Raw genomic sequence first — 19,563 nt, 5'->3', positions numbered from 1 at the left:
ATGAAAAACTGCCAATGGTGCTGTTATCACCAAAAGAGGAAGAGGATATACTCCGGCAGAATGCCTTTTATTCTGCTTACCCTACCCTTTAAGGTATAGCAATGGAAAGGAAGTTGTGTATGGAACATAAGTTTCAGGAGCTAAGTCCGCATATTCTTATCATGCATGCGGAGCATGACACGGACCGCCCGATCCTGGCGGCCGTCTCCGGCTCACGCCGGACACTGCTGATGGATGCGGGGAATTCCCCCGCCCATGCGGAGCTGTTCCGGGAAGAGCTGGCAAGAAGGGGCTGGCGTCAGCCGGATCTGCTGGCCTTGACGCACTGGCATTGGGACCACACCTTCGGGATGACAGCCTGGAGCATCCCTGTGATTGCGCATGAAGAAACGGCGCGGGTACTTAACCGGCTCGCAGGGCTGAGCGGAAGTGATGAAGAGCTGGAAGGCCTTGTGCAGGAGGGGACAATCAGTGAGGAGAGTGTAACGCATATCCGTCTGGAATATGGCTCCCCGCGGGTAATCACCGTGGGTACACCTGATATTATATTTAGCGGAAGCATTACTGTAGATCTGGGCGGAGTCACTTGTGAGCTAAGCCATGTGGGCGGTGATCATTCAGCCGATTCCTGCGTCCTGCATGTTATAGAAGATAAAGTTCTTTTCCTGGGAGATGCCCTGGGACCGTCCGTATATGGCGGGCCGCGCCGTTACAGCAGTACCGGTTTCCTCAAGCTGCTGGAGCTTATCTACGGCTATAAGGCGAATGTGCTTGTAGAATCACATGGAGTACCAATGACGGAACAGGAGTTCCGTGCAGACCTGGTACCTTGGGAACGTCTTGCCCGGATTGTGGATGTCTTCGGGGATAACCGCGAGCGGGTGCTGCTGGAGCTGAAGACGTATCTTCAGCTGGAAGAGCTGCCGCCGGGTTTATTGCGGAGCGTGGAATATTTCCTGGAGGGCGCAAGGTGATACTCCGCAGCCGAAGCCGAGACTAGTCCCTAAACGGATAGTACGAATCTGTCGTTCATGATGGAGGATTTCAAACCCACATGCTGGGCCTCTAATATTTCTGTTAACTTATCCACGGCATTACATCCCCTTTGGTACCCGATAAGAATTTTCCCAAAAACAACACTACCCCCATGCTCAGGATTCTGTCCGGGCATGGGGGTAGTTGTATTGTTATGAAATTATACCGGCTTGAAATGCGTGATCGCAGAGCCGCTAGACAGATGAACGGCATTGCGGCCGTTCCGCTTGGAGGTGTAAAGTGCATGATCGGCTTCGGAGAGCAGCTCCTCCAGCGATATATTACTGCGGAAGGCTTCCACTACGCCGAAGCTTGCCGTTACATTAATGGACCCGGACAGCGTGTAGAATGCGCTGCGCTCGATATCCCCGCGGATCTTCTCCGAGATGACCGCCGCCTGCTTCAAGGGAGTATCCGGCAGACATAAGACGAATTCCTCGCCTCCATAACGTCCGAAGATATCCTCTTCCCGCACATGCCGGCTGCATACACCCACTACATGCTGCAATGCCATATCGCCATATTGGTGTCCGTACCGGTCATTGATGCTTTTGAAGAAATCGATATCCAGCAGGATGATCGAAAAGGGGGCGGAGCGTTCGGCCGCTTCCTCCAGCAAGCCCCGGCTCAGTTCCATGAAATGCGTCCGGTTATATATACCGGTAAGGCTGTCGATGGTGGCCAGCTGCAGGAGCTTCTCCTGGAGCAGTGTCCGTTCAGTGACATCGATCAGCATAATCATCCGTCCGGCCAGATGCCCGTCATGCTTCTGCACAGGGGAGGAGCGGATCTGGTAATAACGGACATCCTCCCCCATATTCCAGACGAGCTCCTGCTCCTCGCTGTCCCCGGGATTGGAATTCATCACATAATCGACAGCTTCCTTGCCGGCGGGAAGGAACAGCTGGGCCAGCGGCCTGCCGATTGCGGAGGCATCGAGATCCTGCAGCATCTCGGCTGCGGCCCGGTTGTAATCGACAAGCTTGTCCGAGAGGTCCATGACCAGCACGCCGTCCCGCATGCTCTCGAACAGATTCTCGCGGGCAATGGGTGCGGCTGTAAGCATGCCCCGGGAGAGAATAGCCCATATATACAGGGTGGACGTTACACTCATGATTACGGGCACGGGGTCCATTCCATACGGAGTCGCATCCATCAGGTAGAGGAATGCGCCCAGCGCAGGCAGGAACTGCCCGATGAAAATAATCACCATCTGCCGCAGGTACACCCGCTTCATCCGGTTCCAGCGCCAGAGAATAAGGCACATGCCGGCCAGCATGCAGCCGAAGGTCAGACTGCCTTGCACAATATACCAGGGTCCCATGACGATATCGATCAGCGGTGTAGGGGCACCTTCCCGGAAATGCATGGATTGATAGAACAGGTGATGGGACTCGTTGGTCCATACGAGCACGGTAGAGATCACGGGGACCGAATACAGGACGGTCAGCAGTTTTTTGGAAATCAGCCGCTCCAGACCTACGAAGTGCATAATCATTAGCATGCTGGAGGGGGCGATATAGGGCAAACCGAGGTACTCCACCTTAACCCACAACGCAATTTCCTGCATGGTGCTGCCGGAGAGTTCCAGCGCGAACCCGAAGGTATATATCGCCGAAGCAGCTGAGCTAACAATGAAAGCTTTTAGACCGGAAAAATCTGTCTTCCTATAATAGGCAAACAGCGCCAGCAATGCGCTCAGCACACCTGAGATAGAGACGATGACTATATAGTTGGAAATCATGGATTCCATGGGTAGCGCCTCCATGTGTAGGAATAGGCTTTGAACATTGGCTAAAGGTCTCCTATAGAAGAGTAGATATAGTTAAATGATATCACACATCTGCATAGATAACAGTTGGGAGGAATCCGGCAACAGAGGGTGAGAATACATACTAACTTTATCGGCACAATTCCAGATTATTAACAATGTAAACGGGCTCCTGGACAAAATGACGGAATTTCTCAGCGTCCATTTTACGATTTGTCTAATGTGGGTCTGCAGAGCAAAGTGTAAGATGTTAGTTAATCGAACATGTAACAAGAAAAAGGCGTTTTTTCACAACATATGTGTTATGTTATTTAACATATAATAGTTCAGGGATGAAGGGGGAGCTGGAAATGTCACTAGTAGCGACGAAAATTCCTGAAATACAGCTGGAGAGCGTCGAGATGCGTTATAAGACGGAAACGGCTGACGTGCTTGCGCTGCATCAGGTAAGCCTTGATATTGCCAAAGGAGAGTTCGTGTCCCTGCTGGGACCTTCCGGATGCGGTAAAACCACACTGCTGAGACTGATGGCAGATCTTATAACACCAACAGCCGGTAATATTATGGTGGCCGGAAAGACGGCTAAGGAAGCTCGGCTGGCACAAAAGTATGGGATTGTTTTTCAGAGTCCGGTGCTGTATGACTGGCGGAAGGTCAAACATAATATTACGCTGCCGCTGGAGCTGATGGGCGTTAAGAAATCGGTCCGCGAGGATAAAGCGCTGGAACTGCTGGATCTCGTGGGATTGCAGGGGTTTGCTGATAAATATCCCTGGCAGCTGAGCGGAGGGATGCAGCAGCGCGTAGCTATCGCCAGAGCGCTCTCGATGGAGCCGGAAATTCTGCTCATGGATGAACCCTTCTCAGCGCTGGACGAATTTACCCGCGAACGCCTGAACGAAGAGCTTCTCTCCGTCTGGAGCAAGGTCCAGAGCACGATTGTATTCGTCACTCACAGCATTCCTGAATCCATCTTCCTGTCAGACAGAGTATTCGTACTATCCCCGCATCCGGGAAGACTGTCTGCGATTGTTGATATTCCGCTGCCGCGCCCGCGGACGGCGGAGATGAGAAACAGTCCTGAGTTTTTTGAACTGATCGCCCGCATCCGCGACAGCTTTGAAGGGGTGTAGGCATGAAGCAGAACAGTGCGTTTATGCGGGAGCGCGTGCTGCCGCTGTTCGTCTGGATCTTTGGTTTGCTGGTGGTCTGGGAGGCTGTCTCATGGTGGCTGCTGAACGTAGCGAAGACGCCGCTGGCCCAGTCCAAGCTGCCTTATGTCCATGAAGTGGCGGCAACCCTCTGGAAGTATAGCGGGACGCTCCTGAAAGAGGGCGGAGCCACCTTCGGCAACGCCGGTGTCGGATTTCTGATCGGAGCGCTGGCCGGGGTCATTCTGGCAGTGCTGATGAGCCTGTCGAAGACAATAGAACAGCTTGCCTTCCCCTATGCCATTGCTTCGCAGATGATTCCAATCCTTGGCCTGGCGCCGATTATCTATGGTATTGTACGCGATGAGCAGGTGTCGCGGATTATTATATCCGGATATATCACCTTTTTCCCGGTGGCACTTAATATGCTGCGCGGACTGCGCAGTGTGGATCTATCTGCACTGGAGCTGATGCATTCCTATGCCGCTAAGCCTTGGGCAGTCTATTGGAAGCTGCGTTTCCCCGCAGCGCTGCCGGGTCTGTTCAGCGGCCTGAAGATTGCTGCACCGCTGGCTGTAACGGGCGCTATTCTCGTTGAGCTGATGGGTGCGCAGCATGGCATCGGTGTAATTATGCTCCGCAATCTCTACTATGGCCCTTCCCATACGTATATGTTCTGGTCCACCGTACTGGTCGGCGCCCTGCTCGGCATGGCAAGCTACTGGCTGATGAGCCTGGCCGAACGTCTGGTGGCGCCTTGGCAGCCGGAATTCCGTCCCAAAGGAGGGAACCGCTGATGGCAAGCAATTCTGTAGGCGATATCCCATTCATTACTTCTGCCGGAGCGGAGGCGGGTCCTGCTTCAATCCCGGCATCTAACAACGGAATTTCATCAGAACCAGGGAAGCAAAAGAATCCCCGCCGTCCCTTGCGGCGGCTGAATCCCGGAATCATCCTTCCCCTCCTGGCCGGGGTGATATTCCTGGTGTTGTGGGAATATCAAGTGTTTCACCGAATCTTCGATTTGAAGAAATATCAGCTGCCGCTGCCCTCGGCCATAGCGGAAGCTATGCGGGACAACTTCAGCCTGCTGCTCTCTTACACCGGATATACCCTCACTGAAGCCGTCCTTGGCATGCTGATCGGTTCAGCCTGCGGCTTCCTCATTGCACTGGCCGCAACGGCCTGGCCCCGCTGGGGCGGGGGCAGCCTGACCATGGTTGCTGCGCTGAATGCCGTGCCGATCGTGGCGCTTGCCCCGATCATGAACCTGTGGTTCGGTGACGGCATCGGCTCACGGGCCGCTATTGTTACCGCGACCACGATGGCGGCCATGGCCATCAATGCCTACAAGGGCATGGCGGCTGTTGATCCGCTGGCCCTTGATCTGATGCATTCCTATGCAGCGGGCAAACCGGCAGTATTCCGCTATCTGCGGATTCAGAACAGCCTGCCCTATGTATTCACCGCGCTGAAGATCAACGCTACGGCGAGTATGATCGGAGCGATCGTCGGGGAGTTCTTCTTCTCCTCGCGGGGACTCGGCTATCTGCTCTCCAACTCCATCAAGGTGGCCAAAATGCCGCTGGGCTGGTCCTGCATTGTGCTGGCAGCCATTGCCGGAGTCATCTTTTACCTGGTCGTTGAACGGCTGGAGAAGGTGTTCATCAAGTGGCATCCCTCCCAGCGTGCGTAACACTTGCAACAACCGTAACACCCTGTACCTGTTACATCCGGCTTCTGCGCTGACGGGATATAGAGAAGCTGTCAACGCATGACCGTATGCATAGAGCATCACGATGGCAACCATGCTGTGTTTGGCCGGATTACAAAACTCAATTTGGTAGGGGGAGTTGCTGAGATGAACGGTAAAAAAAGCAAATTTCGTGGCGGGTTAATGATGGCGGCGGTTATTATGATGATTTCACTGCTGGCAGGCTGCGGCGGCAACAACAATAATGCTCCTGCGGCAGAGGCGACAGCGGGCAATACGGCTGCGGCTTCACCGGAAGCGGCGGCAACCACAGAACCGGCGGCTGATCCGGTTACCGTGAAGCTGCAGCTCAAGTGGGTTCCGCAGGCGCAGTTCGCCGGCTACTTCTTAGCCCAGGACAAAGGCTATTATGCCGAAGAAGGGCTGAATGTTGAGATTCTGCCCGGCGGTCCGGATATCGTGCCGGAGCAGCAGGTGGCCGGCGGTTCGGCGGATATCGGCGTAGACTGGGTAGCGAGTCTGCTGACCAGCCAGGAGCAGGAAATGCCGCTGGTGCAGATCGCCCAGATCTTCCAGAAGAGCGGTCTGGTGCTGGTATCCAAGAAGGATGCGGGTATCGCTACACCGGCTGACCTGAAGGGTAAGAAGGTCGGCAACTGGATGGGCGGTAACGAGTTCGAAATTCTGGCCCTCTTTGATAAATACAAACTGGATTCTAACAAGGATCTGAACTTCACCAAGCAGGGCTTCACCATGGACCAGTTCCTCGGTGGTGAGATTGATGCAGCTTCAGCTATGACCTACAACGAATATCAGGTGGTGCTGGAATCAGGGATCAAGGCAGAGGATTTGAATGTAATCGACATGAATGACGAGGGTGTGGCGATGCTCGAAGACAACCTGTTCGCCAACAAGGAGTGGCTGGATGCCAATAAGGAAACGGCAGCCAAATTCGTCCGTGCTTCCCTCAAGGGCTGGGCAGATGCGATTGCCGATCCTGAAGCGGCTGTTGACAGTGTAATGAAGCTTGCGGAAGAAGGCAGCACGTCCCGCGAGCATCAGCTGACGATGATGACTGAAGTTGCCAAGCTGATTCAGCCGGAGGGCTTCGATGCTTCCAAGATGGGTTATACGGATGCGGCGGCATTCCAGCAGACAGCTGATATTGCGCTCAAGTTCGGTGTCATCAAGACGGCATCTGATGTGAATGCAGCCTATACGAACGAAATTGTCGAGATGGCGGCAAAATAACCAACTTCCTTCCTATATATAGTGAGTTTAAGAATCAGCAGGGCATCATTCTTAAGTTCAGCTTATATAGCTATAATAGATGGCCTCCCGGGCACGGCGGTCATCTATTATAATAAACAGCCCAGAATATGGAAAGAGGTGCAGACTATGTCTCTGCTCGTGGGGCAGGCCGGTAAAGTGAAGAACTATGTGAATGGGGCTTGGGTGGAATCCTCATCCGGGCAGGAAGAGGAGGTATTCAATCCGGCAACGGGCGAAGTGATTGCTTATGTGCCGATCTCCAGCCGTGCTGAGCTGAACGTTGCCGTACAGGCAGCTTCAGAGGCCTATGCATCGTGGAAAAGAGTAGCCGTACCTCGCCGTGCCCGCTATTTCTTCCAGTACCAGCAGCTGCTGGTACAGCACTGGAATGAGCTGGCGGAGCTGATCACGCTGGAGAACGGCAAAAGCCTGGAGGAAGCACTGGGCGAGGTGCAGCGCGGCATCGAATGCGTGGAATTTGCCGCAGGCATTCCCACACTGATGATGGGCAGCCAGCTGCCGGATATCGCCACGGGCGTGGAGTCCGGGATGTACCGCTACCCGCTGGGGGTAATCGGCGGCATCGCCCCCTTCAACTTCCCGATGATGGTGCCCTGCTGGATGTTTCCGCTGGCGATTGCCTGCGGCAATACCTTTGTGCTGAAGCCCTCCGAGCGTACACCGCTGCTGGTGAACCGGCTGGCGGAGCTGTTCGCAGAGGCGGGCTTCCCTCCGGGTGTGCTGAATGTCGTGCATGGAGCACATGAGGTGGTGAATGGTCTGCTGGAACATGAAGAGGTGAAGGCGATTTCCTTCGTCGGCTCACAGCCGGTGGCGGAATATGTATATAAGCAGGGTACGGCGCACGGCAAGCGGGTACAGGCGCTGGCCGGAGCCAAGAATCATTCGATTGTGCTGCCCGATGCGGATCTGGACAATGCGGTGAAGAATATCATTTCCGCAGCCTTCGGCTCGGCTGGTGAGCGCTGTATGGCCTGCTCGGTGGTCGCGGTGCATGAGACAATCGCGGACGAACTGGTGAACCGTCTGAAGGAGGCGGCCGACGGACTGAAGATCGGGGACGGCAAGGAAGACGGCGTGTTCCTGGGGCCGGTCATCCGGCAGTCGAACAAGGACCGGACGATTGCCTACATCGAGACAGGGCTTGCCGAGCAGGCGGAATTAGTGCGGGACGGCAGGAAGGACGCTGCTGTTTCTGGCAGCGGCTATTTCATCGGGCCGACGATCTTTGACCATGTGCAGACGGGCATGACGATCTGGCGTGATGAAATCTTCGCGCCCCTGCTGTCTGTAGTGCGTGTTAAGGACCTGGCGGAGGCGATAGCCGTCACGAATGAGTCGCCTTTTGCCAATGGGGCCTGTATCTATACGGACAGCGCCAAGGCGATTCGCGAGTTCCGCGAAGAGATCGATGCCGGGATGCTGGGGGTTAATCTCGGCGTACCGGCCCCGATGGCGTTCTTCCCGTTCTCGGGCTACAAGAAATCCTTCTATGGCGATCTGCATGCCAATGGTCGGGACGGCGTTGAATTCTACACCCGCAAGAAAATGGTCACCGCGCGCTATTAGTTGATTCATTCAAATATCAAATGGGATTTCCGAGAGGAGAGAGTGCCGTGCAGAGCCTGGGCAAAGAAAGTGAGCAGTTGCTCAAGAAGGATCAGCAGTATCTATGGCATAATATTACACCATACAGTGAGAAGAACCCGCCGATGATTGCCGCATCCGCAAGCGGTTCATGGGTTACCGATATCGATGGCAACAAATTTCTGGACGGGATGTCCGGGCTATGGTGTGTGAATGTCGGGTACGGGCGCAAGGAGCTGGCGGAAGCGGCGTACAATCAGCTGCTGACCCTGCCGTATTTCCCGCTGACACAGAGCCATATGCCGGCGATTGCCCTGGCGGAGAAGCTGAACGAATGGCTGGAGGACGATTATGTCATCTTCTTCTCCAACAGCGGCTCGGAAGCCAATGAAGCCGCCTTCAAAATCGCCCGCCAGTACCAGCAGCAGACCGGCCAGCCTTACCGCCATAAATTCATTGCCCGCTACCGCGGATATCACGGAAGCTCGATGGGCTCCCTGTCGGCGACCGGCCAGGCGCAGCGCAAATACAAATATGAACCGCTGGGCGGCGGATTCCTGCATGTGGCTCCGCCTGACAGCTACCGCCGTCCTGAAGGCATGACGGAAGAAGCGTTTAACCTCCAGTGTGCGCAGGCTATTGAGGACATGATCATCTGGGAGGGTGTGGAGTCGGTCGCGGCGGTGATTATGGAGCCGGTCATTACCGGCGGCGGCGTCATTGTGCCGCATCAGGTCTACCTGGACCGGGTGCAGGAGATTTGCAACACCCACGGCGTGCTGCTGATCATCGATGAGGTGATCTGCGGCTTCGGACGGTCCGGCCGTAAGTTCGGCCACCACAACTTTGGAATCAAGCCGGATATTGTCACGATGGCTAAGGGGCTGACGAGTGCCTACCTGCCATTGTCGGCCACAGCGGTGCGCAAGGAGATCTATGAAGCCTTCAAGGATAACAGCGATGACTACGGCCACTTCCGTCATGTGAATACCTTCGGCGGCAATCCGGCTGCCTGTGCACTTGCACTGCGTAATCTGGAGATTCTGGAGCAGGAGAATCTGGTGGAGCGCGCCGCCATTCTGGGCTCAAGGCTGGCCGATGAATTCGCTAGTCTTCTGGATCATAAGCTGGTAGGCGATATCCGCAGCTTCGGGCTGGTGCTTGGCATCGAGCTGGTAGCGGATAAAGCCACCAAACAGCCTGCTGACCTCAGTATCGTCAAGGGTATTATCGCGGAATGCAAATCCAAGGGGCTGATCATCGGCAAGAACGGGGATACGGTGGCGGGCTTCAATAATGTCCTCACGTTCGCTCCTCCTTTATCCTCCACCGATGAGGATATTCAGTTCATTATCGACACCTTCAAAGCTGTGCTGAACGGGAGCTGGGCAGACTGAACTTCTCCGGGTACAGGAACTGGTAAGCCCGCAGGGCCACCTGAATGGAGATCCGGTTCTCCGGAAGCATGAAGTCCTCGCCGAGCAGCTCGGTGATTTTGTCCAGCCGGTAGTAGAGAGATTGCCGTACAATGAACAGATTCCGCGCGGCAATCTGCTTCGAGCCGTCATGGTCGAGGTAGACGCGCAGTGTGAGCATCAGCTCGCTGCCCTTGGCCTCATCGTGGTCGATCAGCGGGCCGAGATAGCTGCGGATGAAATTCTCCAGCGTCTTGCCGTCGTTCAGGCTTAGCAGCAGCTGGAAGACGCCAAGCTCTTCATAGAACAGAATGGACTTCTGGTAACAAGAATAGAGAGACAGCGCTTGTACGGCTTCCTGGTATCCGGCATGGGCATGTTTCAGACCTCTATGGGACTTGCTGACTCCGGTAACGAGCTGCAGGTCCTTCAGCTTCTCATCCGAGCGGATATGCTGCAGGGAATCGAGCGCCTGCTGCAGACGCAGCTTGCCGGGCAGCTTGGACTGGATATCCAGCGCAATGACGGTCAGCCGGTTATTCTTCAGCGTAATCAGCGGACGCAGGGAGTACTTCTCGAAGATCGAGCGCAGAATGAGCGAGAGATGGAAGGTGATCGATTCCCAGTCATTCTCCGAGCTGTTCCATTTGACGTCACGCGGGTTCTCAATCTCGATCAGGCATACGCGGTACGGCAGCTCGTTAACCACGTTGAAGTCGGGTCCGACCAGCCCCTTGATCCGGTTATCCTCCTGGCCGCGGCCGCTAACGAGCTCATCCACCCACAGATTCTCGGAGAAAAGCTTGCGTTCCTCCATATACCGCGTGCGCAGCAGCTCCTGGGCGATTGACAGGGAGGCGGAATCCAGCAGCAGGCAGTCGAATTCCTGCGGCTTGTGATTGCAGACCATCAGGATATAGGCCCAGGTCTGGTCCAAGGCTCCGACTGGCTTCAGGGCAATGGTCTTATGGCCATACTCACGGATATGCGGTGCGGCATCCGGTTGAACGCCCTCCATTTCTTCACTGAAGGCCTCGAAGAAACTCAGCAGCGGCTGCTGCTCCTCGGGCGGCAGGGCCGGGAAGAACAGGGGTTTACCCTGAAGCTGCATATAGACAATCTGTGTGCGGGTGCTTTTGCATAGTAACTGCAATACCTTAAGGGTCCCCTGGGAGGTCAGCGTCAGACGGTGGAATTCGCGGGAGATGCTCTCCAGCTCCTGCAGCATGCGGTGATGGCGGTTGATGATGAGGGAATGCAGATCGAGTGTGATATCGACAAAACGTACAGTGCGGGTAAACTGTATCAGCGGGAAGTCGTGATGGTTGGCCAGATCAATCATTTCCTGCGGAATCGAGCTGAAATACGCTCCAAGCTCAATGCACAAACAGGCGGCGTTCTTATCGATCAAATTCTGCATAAAAGATAAAGAAGCGGCCAAATCAGTGCTTGCACTCATCCCGGTGGTCAGAATCATCTCTTCTCCGTGAATCAGGCTGTCGAAGCTTGCGCTCTCCAGCACATGCACCCAGCGGACCGCCCGGTTTAGGCCGTTTCTTCCTCCAATCAGCTCGGCTTCCGCAAACAGCGGTCTCTTCAGCGCATCGCGGATCGTAAATACAAGTTCCCAATCCATAAGCTTCCCCCTCGTTGAACGTATGCCTTGCAGCCCGCCTGCGCGGCTTCTCCATTCTCAGCACATTCTCACAGGTAAAAAATAGACTTTTGAAATTAGACAATGTGTCTAATGTAACGAAAAATCGAATTGACTATAGTTTGAATATAGAATGTCAGGAAATATGACTCAATATTGAATGTGAATCGGTGCTGATGTTGGCTTAGAGTTCATTTTACTACAATAATCCTGATAAGTAAGTAAAATATTAAGGCAATCATCGTAATAATGTTATATTATATAACACAAACCTGATTCGAATGCGGAAGCTATCATACAGAAGGAGGGATAACCGATGGAGCAGGCTTCACCGTTAACGTTCACACCTGATATGTTCATGCGCAATTTTGCCGAGGCTGAGCCGGGACTTACCCGCAAAGGTGCAATCGAGGAATCCAACCGCTGTCTGTATTGTTATGATGCCCCTTGTATCAAGGCCTGTCCGACCAGCATTAATATCCCTTCCTTCATCAAAAGAATCGCCACCGATAACCTCAAGGGTTCGGCGCAGACGATTATGGATTCCAACCCGGTAGGCGCCAGCTGCGCCCGCGTATGCCCTACCGAAGAGCTGTGCGAAGGCGCCTGTGTCCTGAATGACGCTTCGGCGCCGATTCAGATTGGCCTGCTGCAGCGTTACGCTACTGACTGGGCGATCAGCAGCGGAGTTCAATTATTCAAGGCAGGTGTCCCCAACGGTAAAAAAGCCGCCGTGATCGGCGGCGGTCCGGCAGGGCTGTCCGCAGCCAGAGAGCTGGCACGCGCGGGCTTCCAGGTCGTGATTTATGAAGCGAAGCAGCTGGCAGGGGGGCTGGATACCCACGGGATTGTCTCGTTCCGGCTGCCGCAGTCCATCTCCCTATGGGAAGTAGAGCAGGTAGAGAAGCTTGGCGTAGAGATCCGCACCGGTATGAAGGTCGGAGTGGATATCTCTGTTGAAGAGCTGAAGGCCGGGTATGACGCTATTGTGCTGGCTGCAGGCATGGGCTATGTCCCTCCGCTGGGCATCGAGGGCGAGAAGCTATCCGGTGTCTATGATGCAATAGAGCTGGTGGAAACCACGAAGACCGGGATTCCTACCCTGGAGCTGATGGGCCGGCGCGTTGCTGTCATTGGCGCAGGCAACACGGCGATCGATGCGGCTACCTGCTCTGTGCGGCTTGGCGCAGCGAACGTGAAGATGGTCTACCGCCGGACCCGTACGGAGATGACGGCCTATGACTTCGAATATGAATTCGCCAAGCAGGAAGGCGTTGAGTTCAGCTGGCTGACCCTGCCGAAGCGGATTGTCGGGGACGAGCTTGGCAATGTAGCCGGGCTGGAATGTGTGCAGATGAAGCTGACGGGTGAGACCGGTCCGGACGGCCGCCTTGCTCCGATGCCGGTGGAGGGCTCCGAATTCATCCTGCCTGTGGACGCAGTAGTTGTGGCGATCGGGCAGAAGCGGCGGATTGATCTCATTGAAGCGCTGGGCCTGGAGCATCACCGGGGTGTAGTGAAGATTGACGGGGCAACCGGGCGTACCTCTGATCCGCAGATCTATGCTGCCGGTGATATCGTCTTCGGTTCCGGTGCAGGTGAAGCGATGGTTGTCTCTGCCGCCCAGCAGGGCAAGGATGCCGCCTATGCGATTGTGAAGCAAATGTCGGGCCATCAGGACAGTGTGGTTGGCTCTGCGGTATAGATTTCATAAGACAGGGAGGGAATATCAATGGCAGATCTCAGTATTGATTTTGCAGGAATCAAGTCACCGAATCCGTTCTGGCTGGCCTCTGCGCCGCCTACCAATACAGGTTATCAGGTGCAGCGCGCATTCGAAGCAGGCTGGGGCGGCGCGGTGTGGAAAACGCTGGGCGAGCCGGTCATTAACACCTCCTCGCGGTTTGCCGCCGTTCATTTTGGCGGGCAGCGTGTAGCGGGCTTCAACAATATCGAGCTCATTACCGACCGTCCGCTGGAGGTTAACCTCAAGGAAATCTATGAGACGAAGAAGAGATTCCCGAACAATACGATTATCGCTTCGCTGATGGTTGAGCCCAAGCAGGAGAAATGGCATGAAATCGTCAAGCGCGTCGAAGCGGTCGGCGTAGACGGCCTTGAGCTCAACTTCGGCTGTCCGCACGGGATGGCCGAGCGCGGAATGGGCGCAGCTTCCGGCCAGCAGCCCGATCTGGTGCAGGCGCAGACCACCTGGGTCAAGGAAGTGGCGACAACACCGGTCATTGTGAAGCTGACGCCGAATATCACCGACATTACGGTCGTAGCCCGGCATGCCGTCAAAGGCGGCGCGGATGCGATCAGCCTGATCAATACGATCAACAGCCTGGCCGGGGTGGATATTCACAGCTGGAACACGATCCCGAATGTCGGCGGCCAGGGTGCGCACGGCGGCTACTGCGGTCCGGCAGTGAAGCCGATTGCCCTCAGCATGGTGGCGGAATGTGCGCGTGACCGCGCAGTCGATGTTCCGATTTCCGGAATCGGCGGCATCTCCACCTGGCAGGATGTCGTAGAGTTCATGCTGATGGGCTCCACCGGCATTCAGGTCTGTACGGCGGTTATGCATCATGGCTTCCGGATTGTGGAGGAGATGATCGACGGCCTGAATAATTACCTGGATGAGAAAGGGCTGGCTTCCGTCATGGAACTGATCGGCAAGTCGGTGCCCAAGTATTCCAACTGGGGCGATCTCGACCTCAACTATAAAGTGGTTGCGCGGATTAACGAGGATAACTGCATCAACTGCAATAAATGCCATATTGCCTGTGAGGACGCTTCGCATCAATGTATCGATATGCTAACGAATGCAGAGGGTAAGGCGATTCTGCAGGTGCGTGAGGAAGACTGTGTAGGCTGTAATTTATGTTCTATCGTCTGCCCGGCAGACGGTGCCATTGATATGGTTGCACTGGATAGCGGAGCGGCCCCGATGACCTGGAATCAGCGTAATCAGGTCATTAGCGGATTAAACGGTTCTTATTCGGAAGTGGAGGTGGGTTAAGATGAAGAAGATCATCAAGAACGGCATTATCGTCACAGCAGCGGATACTTATACAGGGGATGTCCTGATTGAAGATGGGATCATCACCGGAATTGGCCTGAACCTTGAAGCGCCGGGAGCCGAGATTGTCGACGCTTCCGGCTGTTACGTATTTCCGGGGGGGATTGACCCGCATACGCACCTGGATATGCCTTTTGGCGGTACCGTCACTGCTGATGATTTCGAGACCGGCACGATTGCCGCCGCCTATGGCGGAACCACAACGGTTATAGACTTCTGCCTGACCACCAAGGGCCAGCCGCTGCAGCAGGCGGTAGATACCTGGCATAACAAGTCGCAGGATAAGGCAGTCATTGACTACAGCTTCCACCTCATGGTCTCGGAGCTTAACGACAAGGTGCTTGACGAGCTGCCGCAGATTATTGAGAAGGAAGGCATTACCTCGCTGAAGGTGTTCATGGCCTACAAGAACACCTTCCAGGCTGATGACGGCGTGCTGTACAAGACGCTGCAGGCCGCGAAGCGCGAAGGTGCACTTGTAATGGTGCATGCCGAGAACGGCGATGTAATCGAGTATCTGGTGGATCAGGCGCTGGCTGCCGGCAACACCGATCCGATCTATCACGCGCTGACCCGTCCTCCCGAGCTGGAGGGCGAGGCCACCGGCCGGGCTGCATATTTAACCGGGCTGACGGATTCGCAGCTCTATGTAGTGCATGTGACCTGCGCCGAAGCCGCCTGGAAGATCGCGGAAGCCCGCAAGAAAGGGCTGCGCGTCTACGGTGAGACCTGCCCGCAGTATCTGGTGCTGGACCAGTCAGCGCTTGAGAAGCCGGACTTCGAGGGTGCGAAGTATGTCTGGTCTCCTCCGCTGCGCGAGCAGTGGAATCAGGACGTATTATGGGATGCGCTGTGGAGCGGTACGCTGCAGACGATAGGTTCTGATCAGTGCTCTTTTAACTTCAAGGGACAGAAGGATCTGGGGCTGGGTGATTTCTCGAAGATTCCGAACGGCGGGCCAACCATCGAAGACCGGTTCAGCGTACTCTACTCTGAAGGTGTGCAGAAGGGCCGCATTTCACTTAACAAGTTCGTGGATATTATCTCCACCTCCAGTGCCAAGCTGTTCGGCCTGTTCCCGCAAAAAGGCACAATCGCTGTAGGCAGTGACGCAGATATCGTCATCTTCGATCCTGTTGTAGAAAGAACGCTTTCCGCTGAGACTCATCATATGAATGTGGATTATAATGCTTTTGAAGGTATGCAGGTTAAGGGTGAGCCGGTGTCTGTGCTCAGCCGCGGAGAATTCGTTATCCGCGACAAGGCGTTCGTCGGCACAGCTGGTGCGGGCAAATATTTGCACCGCAAGCGTTTCGAGGCGGAAGCGCCCCGTCCGGCCCAGGCGGAAATCAGCGGAGGAGTGATCTGAGATGTCGGCATTCGACGAGTTCGACCAAGAGCGGCAGGCGATTGACAGCCTCCTGCTGCAGGGATATACGGTTACCGGCATCTTCGAGGATCTGGACGGGGCGAAGGTCCGATTTATCCGCAGGGAGCCGGCCGGAGAACCGATAGAGCTGCTGCTGCTTACAGCAGATGCGCGCAAGCATGTGACGACGCTGATCTTTGGCGGCAGCAAGCCGGCGGCTCCGATTGAAACTCATACGTAAATCAGCAATACGGATAGAGGGCTGCGATCTTAGGATCGCGGCTTTTTATATGGGTACGAAGATTATGATTGACAGTTTTTTACGGTTGGTCTATATTAATCCCATGGATTTAATCGGAATATTAATTGTTGATTGACCAGTAGACTGGAGATCAAGCCTGAATCGCCCGGAGTGGCGTTGGCTTGGTCTTTTTTTGATGGCTAAGCGCGGACGGATAGGAGGGCAGCTTATCAGACGGAGTTATGAGGGGAGGAGGGGGCAGGATGATTGTTGTTAGAGAGTTGAACAAGAGCTACGCTACCCGGGACGGCAAGGTATCCGCTCTGCAGGATATTAATCTGAGTATTAAGAAAGGTGAGATCTTCGGTATCATCGGTGCAAGCGGTGCCGGCAAGTCTACCCTGATCCGCTGCCTCAACCGTCTGGAGCAGCCGGATTCCGGGAGCGTCGAGGTAGCGGGCACGAACATAACAGAGCTTAAGGGCAAGGAGCTGCGGCTCGCCCGCCGCCGGATCGGGATGATCTTTCAGCAGTTCAATCTGCTGGAGGCCAAGACAGTATACGGAAATGTCGCTTTTCCGCTTAGAGTCGCAGGATTCTCCAAGCAGGAGACCCGTGAGCGCGTGCATGACATTCTGGAGCTCGTCGGGTTAAGCGATAAGCTTAATGTATACCCGTCGCAGCTTAGCGGCGGCCAGAAGCAGAGGGTGGGCATTGCCCGGGCGCTGGCCGTCGAGCCTGATGTACTCCTCTCCGATGAGGCTACCTCGGCACTTGATCCGCAGACGACATATTCGATCCTTGAGCTGCTGCAGGACATCAACCGGAAGCTGAATCTGACCATCGTGCTGATCACGCATGAAATGGATGTATTGCGCCATATCTGTGTCAATGCCGCTGTTATCGAAGGCGGGCGGATCGTGGAGAACGGACCGGTTGAGCAGCTGTTCTACCGCCCGGAGAGCGAGACGGCTAAGCAGTTTGTGAATATATTCAACTATTACAAGGATGCCAATGGCGCAGAAAAGGCGGCCATTCTACGATGAAAGAGGATATGGTAGAGCTTCTGTGGGACGGCCTGCTGCAGACGCTGTATATGGTGGCCTGGTCCTCTGTATTTGCCCTTATTCTGGGGGCGCTGCTGGGTATAACGCTGGTGGTCACGGAGAAAGGGGGAGTGCTTCCCGTACCCCGGTTGAATAGGGTGATCAGCACAGCAATTAACGGGGTACGCTCTATTCCGTTCATTATTCTTATTGTGCTGCTGCTGCCTCTGGCCCGGCTGATTGTCGGGACCTCCCTCGGGCCGACAGCGGCGATTGTATCCTTATCCATCGGGGCGGCTCCGTTCCTGGGGAGAATTATCGAGAGTGCACTGCGGGAAGTGGAGCCGGGAAAGATTGAAGCAGCCAAATCGGTTGGTGCCCATCCCCTAACGATTATTACACAAGTCATTGTTCCCGAAGCGCTGCCTGCATTGGTGCGCGGGGTTACGATTGCTGTAATCTCCATCACGGAGTTTACAGCAGTTGCCGGTGCCATTGGTGCCGGAGGGCTGGGCAGCCTGGCTATCCGTTTCGGATACCAGCGTTTCCGCACGGACATTCTTCTGGGTACTGTGCTGCTGATCATTCTGATCGTCCAGATCCTGCAATGGAGCGGTGATTATATTGCCCGATCGATCGACAGGAAACGCTATAAAAGCGGATAAGCTCAAGTACTGCAGTAATGATTGTAAATATATATGTTCGAGAGGCGGGATTAGGGTGAAGAAACAAGCAAGCAGTGTACTGGTCGCATTGGCGATTGTTCTGGCGGGGGTGCTCGCAGGCTGCGGTTCTGACAAGGGGAATGACGGTGCAGCAGCGGCAGAGGGTTCTTCGGACGGCAAGGCAGGCAAAGAGATTACACTCAAGGTGGGGGCGGCAGCCGTTCCGCATGCCGAAATTCTGGAGTTTATCAAACCAACGCTGAAGGAAGAGGGAATCAATCTGGAGATCGTTACCCTTGACGATGAGGGCCAGCTGAATCCGGCGCTGCAGGAGAAGCAGATTGATGCGAACTATTTTCAGCATGTGCCTTATCTGGATTCGATTAAGGAAGAGAAGGGCTATGACTTCGCCGTGACGGCCAAGGTGCATGTGGAGCCGATAGGCTTCTATTCCGGGAAGCTGAAGTCCAAGGAAGAGCTCAAGGACGGGGCCAAGATCGGGATTCCGAACAACCCATCCAATGAATACCGGGCACTTGTCCTGCTGCAGCAGCAGGGATTGATTAAACTGAAGGATGGATTAACCACGTATGAGGCCACGCCGAAGGATATCGCTGACAATCCGCATAACTTCGAGTTCGTAGAAGCCGACGCCGCTACGCTGCCGCGGGCCCTTCCTGATCTGGATGGTGCAGTCATTAACACGAATATCGTGCTTGAATCGGGGATAGATCCTGAGTCGGCGCTGTTCCGTGAGGATGCCAATTCACCTTATGCCAATATTATCGTGGTGCGCAGCGGGGATGAGGACAGGGACGAGATTAAGAAGCTGGATGCGGCTCTCACCAGTCCGGACGTCAAGAAGTTTATTGAAGACAAATATGGAGTGGCGGTAGTTCCGGCATTCTAAAATCAAGACAGCCGGATCCCTCCTGAACATGGACTGACCGGCTGTTCTGCTGTAACTATTCGTATCTGTATTCATGCCGCAGGATAGACATGACCTGCAGCGATTCGAAGCCTTCCTCAGTCCGTACACACTCGCGCAAGGTGCCTTCCAGTTTAAAGCCGGCCCCTTCATACACATGCTGTGCTCTGGAGTTATAATCTTTGACGTCCAGCCATAGCCGGTGAGTATCTGTACGGGTGAAGACCCAGTCGCTCAGCAGCTTCAGCGTCATTGTTCCATAGCCGCAGCCCTTGGTCTGAATGACAATCCGCTTGATACAGACCGTGAGGTTACGGTCGTGAATTCCCGTAAGGATTACGTAGCCGGCCCGTTCCCCGGCGCGGTCCTGAACAATCAGGTGCATAATATCTCCATCATCCAAAGCTGCTGTGTGCTGATCCCTGCTCCACTGGCCGATGAACCGGCGGTTCGGCTCAGCCCTTTCGGCATCCAGGACAAAGTCGAGATCTTCCAGGGTTGTTGCCCGTAAATCTATAAGGTCTGAATGCAGCATAACAATCCACCTGCTTCCTGAGTATGTATACAGCTATAGTACAGGAAGGAGAGACGGCTGCCAATCTGCAGTGTATA

17 protein-coding genes are annotated in these 19,563 nt (G+C 54.8%); 14 read left to right on the top strand and 3 right to left on the bottom strand.

Annotated features, from left to right (window positions below; all coding sequences use genetic code 11):
- The first annotated feature begins 119 nt into the window (after positions 1–119).
- Entirely contained in the window at positions 120–974 is an 855-nt protein-coding gene (locus GC101_RS33035; protein ID WP_171720759.1) for an MBL fold metallo-hydrolase, read from the top strand.
- 221 nt (positions 975–1,195) lie between these two features.
- Here GC101_RS33035 and GC101_RS33030 read toward each other — a convergent pair whose 3' ends face one another.
- Positions 1,196–2,788, bottom strand: coding sequence for a histidine kinase N-terminal 7TM domain-containing diguanylate cyclase (locus GC101_RS33030; protein WP_171720758.1), 1,593 nt, complete (start codon positions 2,786–2,788; stop codon positions 1,196–1,198).
- Between the two features lie 368 nt (positions 2,789–3,156).
- On the opposite strand from GC101_RS33030, the gene GC101_RS33025 reads away from it, so the two are divergent.
- The 6 genes from GC101_RS33025 to GC101_RS33000 all read left to right on the top strand — a co-directional run bounded on the left by GC101_RS33025 (position 3,157) and on the right by GC101_RS33000 (position 9,948).
- Positions 3,157–3,939: an ABC transporter ATP-binding protein gene (locus tag GC101_RS33025; RefSeq protein WP_039305637.1), complete on the top strand. Its 783-nt coding sequence runs from the start codon at positions 3,157–3,159 to the stop codon at positions 3,937–3,939.
- 2 nt (positions 3,940–3,941) lie between these two features.
- Positions 3,942–4,754, top strand: coding sequence for an ABC transporter permease (locus tag GC101_RS33020; RefSeq protein WP_171720757.1), 813 nt, complete (start codon positions 3,942–3,944; stop codon positions 4,752–4,754).
- The gene (locus GC101_RS33015) at positions 4,754–5,653 is read left to right on the top strand and encodes an ABC transporter permease (RefSeq protein WP_171720756.1); all 900 of its coding nucleotides are present in this window, start codon (positions 4,754–4,756) and stop codon (positions 5,651–5,653) included. The genes GC101_RS33020 and GC101_RS33015 overlap by 1 nt, the downstream gene beginning before the upstream one ends.
- 165 nt (positions 5,654–5,818) lie before the next feature.
- Positions 5,819–6,922, top strand: coding sequence for an ABC transporter substrate-binding protein (locus GC101_RS33010; protein WP_171720755.1), 1,104 nt, complete (start codon positions 5,819–5,821; stop codon positions 6,920–6,922).
- A gap of 147 nt (positions 6,923–7,069) precedes the next feature.
- Positions 7,070–8,533: a CoA-acylating methylmalonate-semialdehyde dehydrogenase gene (locus GC101_RS33005; RefSeq protein ID WP_171720754.1), complete on the top strand. Its 1,464-nt coding sequence runs from the start codon at positions 7,070–7,072 to the stop codon at positions 8,531–8,533.
- Between the two features lie 47 nt (positions 8,534–8,580).
- A complete protein-coding gene (locus GC101_RS33000) occupies positions 8,581–9,948 on the top strand; it encodes an aspartate aminotransferase family protein (RefSeq protein ID WP_343049849.1) in 1,368 nt (455 codons plus the stop codon).
- Here the strand turns inward: GC101_RS33000 and GC101_RS32995 are convergent.
- Positions 9,914–11,602 (bottom strand): PucR family transcriptional regulator, encoded by a 1,689-nt coding sequence (locus tag GC101_RS32995; protein ID WP_171720752.1) that lies wholly within the window; start codon positions 11,600–11,602, stop codon positions 9,914–9,916. The genes GC101_RS33000 and GC101_RS32995 overlap by 35 nt on opposite strands.
- Positions 11,603–11,936: 334 nt before the next feature.
- Between GC101_RS32995 and GC101_RS32990 the strand changes: the two genes are divergently transcribed.
- The 7 genes from GC101_RS32990 (at position 11,937) to GC101_RS32960 (ending at position 18,933) form a co-directional block, all read left to right on the top strand.
- On the top strand, positions 11,937–13,325 hold the full coding sequence (locus GC101_RS32990) for an NAD(P)-dependent oxidoreductase (protein WP_171720751.1): 1,389 nt from the start codon (positions 11,937–11,939) through the stop codon (positions 13,323–13,325).
- 27 nt (positions 13,326–13,352) lie between these two features.
- Positions 13,353–14,642, top strand: a complete 1,290-nt coding sequence (preA, locus tag GC101_RS32985) for an NAD-dependent dihydropyrimidine dehydrogenase subunit PreA (protein WP_171720750.1) — start codon at positions 13,353–13,355, stop codon at positions 14,640–14,642.
- Between the two features lies 1 nt (position 14,643).
- A complete protein-coding gene (gene hydA, locus GC101_RS32980; protein ID WP_171720749.1) occupies positions 14,644–16,071 on the top strand; it encodes a dihydropyrimidinase in 1,428 nt (475 codons plus the stop codon).
- 1 nt (position 16,072) lies between these two features.
- Positions 16,073–16,312 carry a hypothetical protein gene (locus GC101_RS32975; protein ID WP_171720748.1) on the top strand — a complete coding sequence of 80 codons (240 nt, stop codon included), beginning with the start codon at positions 16,073–16,075 and terminating at the stop codon, positions 16,310–16,312.
- A 263-nt stretch (positions 16,313–16,575) separates the two neighbouring features.
- The gene (locus GC101_RS32970; RefSeq protein ID WP_171720747.1) at positions 16,576–17,358 is read left to right on the top strand and encodes a methionine ABC transporter ATP-binding protein; all 783 of its coding nucleotides are present in this window, start codon (positions 16,576–16,578) and stop codon (positions 17,356–17,358) included.
- Positions 17,355–18,023, top strand: a complete 669-nt coding sequence (locus GC101_RS32965) for a methionine ABC transporter permease (protein ID WP_171720746.1) — start codon at positions 17,355–17,357, stop codon at positions 18,021–18,023. The genes GC101_RS32970 and GC101_RS32965 overlap by 4 nt, the downstream gene beginning before the upstream one ends.
- A 55-nt stretch (positions 18,024–18,078) precedes the next feature.
- Complete coding sequence (locus tag GC101_RS32960; RefSeq protein ID WP_171720745.1) at positions 18,079–18,933, top strand: MetQ/NlpA family ABC transporter substrate-binding protein; 855 nt, start codon at positions 18,079–18,081, stop codon at positions 18,931–18,933.
- A 55-nt stretch (positions 18,934–18,988) separates the two neighbouring features.
- On the opposite strand, the gene GC101_RS32955 is transcribed toward GC101_RS32960, so the two are convergent.
- The gene (locus GC101_RS32955; RefSeq protein ID WP_171720744.1) at positions 18,989–19,486 is read right to left on the bottom strand and encodes a GNAT family N-acetyltransferase; all 498 of its coding nucleotides are present in this window, start codon (positions 19,484–19,486) and stop codon (positions 18,989–18,991) included.
- Between the last annotated feature and the right edge of the window lie 77 nt (positions 19,487–19,563).

It is taken from the genome of Paenibacillus phytohabitans (assembly GCF_013141775.1).
In the GTDB taxonomy this organism is placed as follows: domain Bacteria; phylum Bacillota; class Bacilli; order Paenibacillales; family Paenibacillaceae; genus Paenibacillus_AQ; species Paenibacillus_AQ phytohabitans.
Note: the sequence above shows the minus strand (reverse complement) of the source record. Positions and strands in the feature narration are given on the sequence as shown.